The following is a 5,072-nucleotide window of genomic DNA, read 5'->3' as shown; positions in this document are numbered from 1 at the left end:
GTCGGCAAACTGGGTGGAGACGGTTTTCAGATGCCGGGGGCATTCCTGGTTCGCGACAATGAAATCGTCAAAGCCTTTCGCCATCAAACGGCCGCGTCACGACCGGATTATTGCAGCGTCGCCGAGTCGACGGTCCGCTCCGCCCCGGTCGAGTCGTCGGCATCCTGATCGGCCGATGAATCCGACGATGAATCTGGCCGCAGGTAGGGAGTGTTCGGTGGATCCTCGCTCCAAATCCAGGCGGCAAATCTAGCACCACAGCGCATGCAGCGCCAGCGAATCCGCAGGGTCAGCAAGAATGGCACCTGCTTGTACCAGCGAGACGGAAAGCATTCGTTCGGCCGGTTCTGACAGCGGGGGCACTTCACCATGGGATTCAAAAGGGCTGGATAGTAACGACGTTTGCACACCTGTCTGTTCAATTGTGACATCCCACCGAGAGGGGAAATCGTTCAACTATACAACCCGTCAAAGTTGAACGCGGCGAAAGAGGGAGTCGAATCCCGGTAGCGGGTCGAGCCGAGCCCGATCGCCGTTACAGCTAGACCAAGACGGACGACCCAACAGCCATCGGTGGGCTCAATGGTGACTGCATCGCTCCGCAGGTTGCACGGCCTGTCGATTGAGTCGAACTTCTCAATTCAACGGGATCACGCCAGGTGCGATGCGTAAGTGAGGGGCGCCGTGTGCCCCCTTGCTAACGCGTGCGGGATTGAATCGACCGGCCGTTCAGCCGACGGACCGCCTTGTGCGCCAGTTTTGGCAAGGACCGCTGAATCGTACTCCAACTGGCGACGGCGTCTTTTTTGGGGCGGACGACGAAATCAAATCCGACCGGAAACGCGGCTTGCTGGGTGCGAAACGATTCGCGGATCCAGCGTTTCCAGCGATTGCGGACGACGGCATTGCCCGTTTTCTTGGGAATCGTCACGCCCAGACGACGCTGCTGAGAGGAACGATCATCACCGGGATCGCGGGGAAACGCGAACACCACCAAACAGCCGTCAGCCGCGCAGCCGCCCTTGCGAAGGGCCAGGGTGAACGAGCGACCGCTGACGACGCGTTTCGACTTGGGGAAGGCATTGGGTTTCATGATTGACCGTCAAAAGGCCAAGTCATCACGCAGCGACTGGGGGTTCTTGGCTGCGAACTGACGCAGCAGCTCTTTTGATTCCTCGTCGATCGATTCGGGAAGCTTGATTTGCAGTTGGACGATCAGATCGCCGCTGGGTCCCGATTTGGAGGGAATCCCCTGACCCTTGAGTCGCAGCTTGCGACCGCCGCTGCTGCCCGCGGGAATGTTCAACGTGACGACGCCCGACGGGGTGGGCACGTCGACGCTGGTCCCCAACCCCGCTTCGCTGATCGAGATCGGCAGCGTCAATTCCAGGTTCTGACCGCGTCGTCGATAGTGTGGATGGGGCGAGGTTTTGATCACCAAGATCAAATCGCCGCGCTCGCCACCGTTGGGCGAGGGGGCGCCCTGTTGGCGGAGTCGCATCTTCGCGCCTTCGGCCACACCGGGCGGAATCGTGACGGCCAGCTTTTCGTCGCCGACATAAAACTCCGTCTCCCCGCCGCGAACGGCCAGTTCGAGCGGAAGCTCCAGTTCGTGACGGATGTTTCCGCCCTTCTGTGGCGCGCGGGCCTGGGCCGTCCGCGTGCGTCCGCCGCCGGGCCGTCCCCCGGGGGCGCGTCCGCCGCCGCCGAGGATTTGCTCGAAAAAGTCGCCGAATCCGCCTTCAAAATTAAATCCCCCGGGTTGGCCACCGGCACCACCGCCGCCGCCGAAGATCTGTTCCAGATCCAGCCCGTCGAATCCGCCCGGCGCCCCTCCCTGGTAGCCGCCCCCGCGGATCTTTTCAAAATCCTTGCCGTAGCGGTCGTACGCCGCCCGCTTTTCGTCGTCGCTTAAAACGTCGTATGCTTCCTGGATGCGTTTAAATTTTTCCTGCGCATCCTTTCCCGGATTTTTGTCAGGGTGAAACTTGAGCGCCAGCTTGCGATGCGCTTTCTTGATTTCGTCTTTCGAAGCGTTTCGGGCGACGCCGAGTGTTTGGTAAAGGTCTTCAGCCACGGCAAAAATGTTCTCTAACGGTCAGTCAGATGGGGTCGGGTTTATACTGGGTTGCGACAAACTTGGCACGGTCCGCGCCACCTGGCCAGAGGTAGCAAAGCTTGCGCCGCAATCGTATCGGAACGAATCTCGGATGAAATTACGGCAAAGATCCGCCCGTTGGGCGTTTACTGTAGGCGTTCTGTTGATGTCGGCCAGTCCCTGTCTGGCCGCAGGCGGTTCATTGACGCTGAAGTTGGAAGACGAATCGACAGGCGATCCGGTCATTTCGCGCGTCGAGTTTTTTCGCGGTGCCAATCCGTCAGGGCCACAGGAAAAGCAGATGCCCGTCCGTCAAACCGTCTCGGCGGGGATCGGTGTCGTCGTCGATCGCAGCGTCGTCTTGGAATTGCCCGACGGGCCGTATCGATTTCGCATCGTCCGCGGCCCCGAATACCGGGTGATCAACGGCACCTTCGAGCTAGAAAAAACGAGCCTGGATGAAAAAACGGTTGCGCTGCCGAGGATGGTCGACATGGCGGCCGAGGGATGGCTGGCCGGCGATTGCTGTGTCGTTCCCTCGTCCGAAAGCGTGCCGCTGAGGATGGCGTCGGAGGATCTGCACATCGCCGCGGTGCTGGGCAAACGCCCGGCCAAACCGATTCCGCGCCGGGATTCAGACGATCCGATCGAACACCAACCGACTTGGATTCGCACCGACCTGACGGCGGACCGCGGGTTGGTCTATTTCGGTTTCGATTCCCAGCACACCTCGACGCTCGAGCCGACCGAGCATTCGCTGGCCCAACTGGTCGCCGTCACGGGAAACGAACACGCTGCCGATGTCAAAATCGGTATCGAAAACCCGTTCGCCTGGGAGCTGCCGGTGTGGTTGGCCAGCGGAAAAGTCGACGGCATGTTCGTGCTGGGGGATTGGCTGCGACTGGACCGCCGCGTCGTGTCGGTTCGCGAAGGCCGAACCCCATCGTCGTTCTCGCTTGCCGAGCCGACCCAAGTCGGCCGCTACGCCGAGCGGATCTATCGACACGCACTCGAAGCCGGAATTGAATTGGTCCCCTTGGCCGGCGGCGGCGATCGGTCGGCGAAAACACCGATCGGATACAACCGCTTGTACGTCACTGCCAAACCGTCCCAGGGCGGTGACGGCATGGAATCACCGACCGCGCCACAGACCGAACAGGCCTGGTGGGACGCCGCCTGGGCCGGCACCAGCGTGGCGACCAATGGACCGCTGATGCGTCCGCTGGTCGGCGGCAAGTTGCCCGGCCATGTGTTTCGAGGCCGCAGCGGTGAGGTGTTGCGGATCCAACCGGAATTGAACCTGGCGGTGCGTGACCCGGTCGAATACTTGGAAGTGATTCACAACAACCGAGTGCATTACAGTGCACGCTTGGACGAATTTGCCAAAGCCGGCGGCGAGATCCCACCGATCATGGCTACCGAAAGCGGCTGGGTGATCCTCCGTGTGATGACGTTGCACGGTGAACATTACCGCGCGGCGATCAGTGCCCCGTGGTGGATCGAGTTTGACGGCCGGCGGCGGGTCAGTCCGGAAAGCGTTCAGTTCTTTCGAGAATGGTTGTCCGAATACGAACAGCGGTTGACGCGATTGCCGCCGGATCAATTGGCCAGCTACGTGCCCTTCATTCGAGCGGCGCGGCGGTTTTGGGACACTCGCTGAGCGATCCACAACGGTTATCGGACGGGGACGCGCCCGGTGGGTAGGTCCGGGTTCATACCAGCTACATCGGCACAGAAGGTGATAGCGGAACGGCGCGAGCCGTCCGGTGTCAGCGTTGACAACACCTGGAAGGACCGGAGGGCTCGCGCCCTACCGCTAACAACAACACTCCGTTTGGTACAAAAGGCGATGCTCGCGACTCGCTGCGATCCCGCCGGGGATTTGACGGCTACTCGTCAGCCGCTGGAGGCTCAGCCGAGCGTGACGATCTTGCCGGTCTTGGCACTTTCGTAGATCGCACAAATCACTTCGACGCTGCGTCGGCCTTCGTGGCCATTGATCAGCGACGGGCGGCCTTCGTTGATGGCTTTGATGGATTCTTCAAAGATCTTCGTGTGGCCGTCGTGGCTGATCGCGGACGGGTCGGACGCACCGCCGCCGGTATCGGTCTTGCCGACCATTTCGGCGCGAATTTTTTCGTCGGTCGGGGTTTCGTTGGCAAACTCCCATGCCTTGATGTCTTCTTCTTCCAGGATCGCGCTGCCTTCGCTGCCGCTGATTTCGATGCGTTTGAGGGCTCCCGGGTAGGCCGTCGTCGTGGCTTCGATGACCCCCAGCGCGCCGCTTTCGAATTGCAGCGTGGCGACGGCGACGTCTTCGACTTCGATGCGTTCGTGGGTCAGGGTCGACGTCATGGCGCTGATGCGTTTGACCGGCCCCATCAGCCACAGCAGCAAATCGACGCTGTGAATCGCCTGATTCATCAACGCCCCGCCGCCGTCCAGTTTCCAGGTCCCACGCCATTCGCCGCTGTCATAGTACGCTTGGCTGCGGTACCACTTGACGTAGGCGTCTCCCATCGTGACTTTCCCGAAGCGTCCCGAATCGACGGCTTCCTTCATCAACCGACTCGACTCGTGGAATCGACTTTGGAAGGCCACGTTCAGTTGGACGCCGGCTTCCTCACAGGCCTGGATGATTTGATCGCAACGCTCGGTCGTGATCTCAAGGGGTTTTTCGACGATCACGTGCTTGCCGGCTTTCGCGGCGGCGACGGCGGGATCCAAGTGCAACCCGCTCGGCGTGCAAATCGACACGGCTTGGACCTCCGGGTCGGCCAGCATTTCCTCCAGCGAGGCGAATCCGCGGCAGTTGTGCTCGGCGGCAAACGGCTCGTACTCCTCCTTGCGGCGGCTGCAGGCACCGACCAGGTGGGCACCTTCGGCATCGGCGATGGCCCGTGCGTGGAAATTTGCGATCATGCCGCAGCCGACGATTCCGATTCCGATACTCATTTAGCGTGCTCTCCCGGTG

At 61.1% G+C, this 5,072-nt stretch carries 4 protein-coding genes; 1 reads left to right on the top strand and 3 read right to left on the bottom strand.

Going from position 1 to position 5,072, the window contains the following annotated elements:
• Positions 1-697: 697 nt before the first annotated feature.
• Both rnpA and ABX749_RS21215 read right to left on the bottom strand, forming a co-directional pair.
• Positions 698-1,093 (bottom strand): ribonuclease P protein component, encoded by a 396-nt coding sequence (gene rnpA, locus ABX749_RS21220; RefSeq protein ID WP_372897736.1) that lies wholly within the window; start codon positions 1,091-1,093, stop codon positions 698-700.
• A 9-nt stretch (positions 1,094-1,102) separates the two neighbouring features.
• Positions 1,103-2,077 (bottom strand): DnaJ C-terminal domain-containing protein, encoded by a 975-nt coding sequence (locus ABX749_RS21215; RefSeq protein WP_372897735.1) that lies wholly within the window; start codon positions 2,075-2,077, stop codon positions 1,103-1,105.
• Positions 2,078-2,210: 133 nt separating this feature from the next.
• Here ABX749_RS21215 and ABX749_RS21210 point away from each other — a divergent pair, with 133 nt between their 5' ends.
• A complete protein-coding gene (locus ABX749_RS21210) occupies positions 2,211-3,758 on the top strand; it encodes a hypothetical protein (RefSeq protein WP_372897734.1) in 1,548 nt (515 codons plus the stop codon).
• A 251-nt stretch (positions 3,759-4,009) separates the two neighbouring features.
• Here the strand turns inward: ABX749_RS21210 and ABX749_RS21205 are convergent, their stop codons facing one another.
• Complete coding sequence (locus tag ABX749_RS21205) at positions 4,010-5,053, bottom strand: Gfo/Idh/MocA family protein (RefSeq protein ID WP_145210349.1); 1,044 nt, start codon at positions 5,051-5,053, stop codon at positions 4,010-4,012.
• Positions 5,054-5,072: the final 19 nt, after the last annotated feature.

The organism is Stieleria sp. (genome assembly GCF_041595215.1).
Taxonomy (GTDB): domain Bacteria; phylum Planctomycetota; class Planctomycetia; order Pirellulales; family Pirellulaceae; genus Stieleria; species Stieleria magnilauensis.
This window is presented reverse-complemented; position numbering and strand designations above follow the sequence as displayed.

Bases quoted from the DNA above. Each gene is read 5' to 3' on its own strand.
- rnpA (WP_372897736.1), bottom strand. From the start codon at position 1,093: ATGAAACCCAATGCCTTCCCCAAGTCGAAACGCGTCGTCAGCGGTCGC.
- ABX749_RS21210 (WP_372897734.1), top strand. From the start codon at position 2,211: ATGAAATTACGGCAAAGATCCGCCCGTTGGGCGTTTACTGTAGGCGTT.
- ABX749_RS21205 (WP_145210349.1), bottom strand. From the start codon at position 5,053: ATGAGTATCGGAATCGGAATCGTCGGCTGCGGCATGATCGCAAATTTC.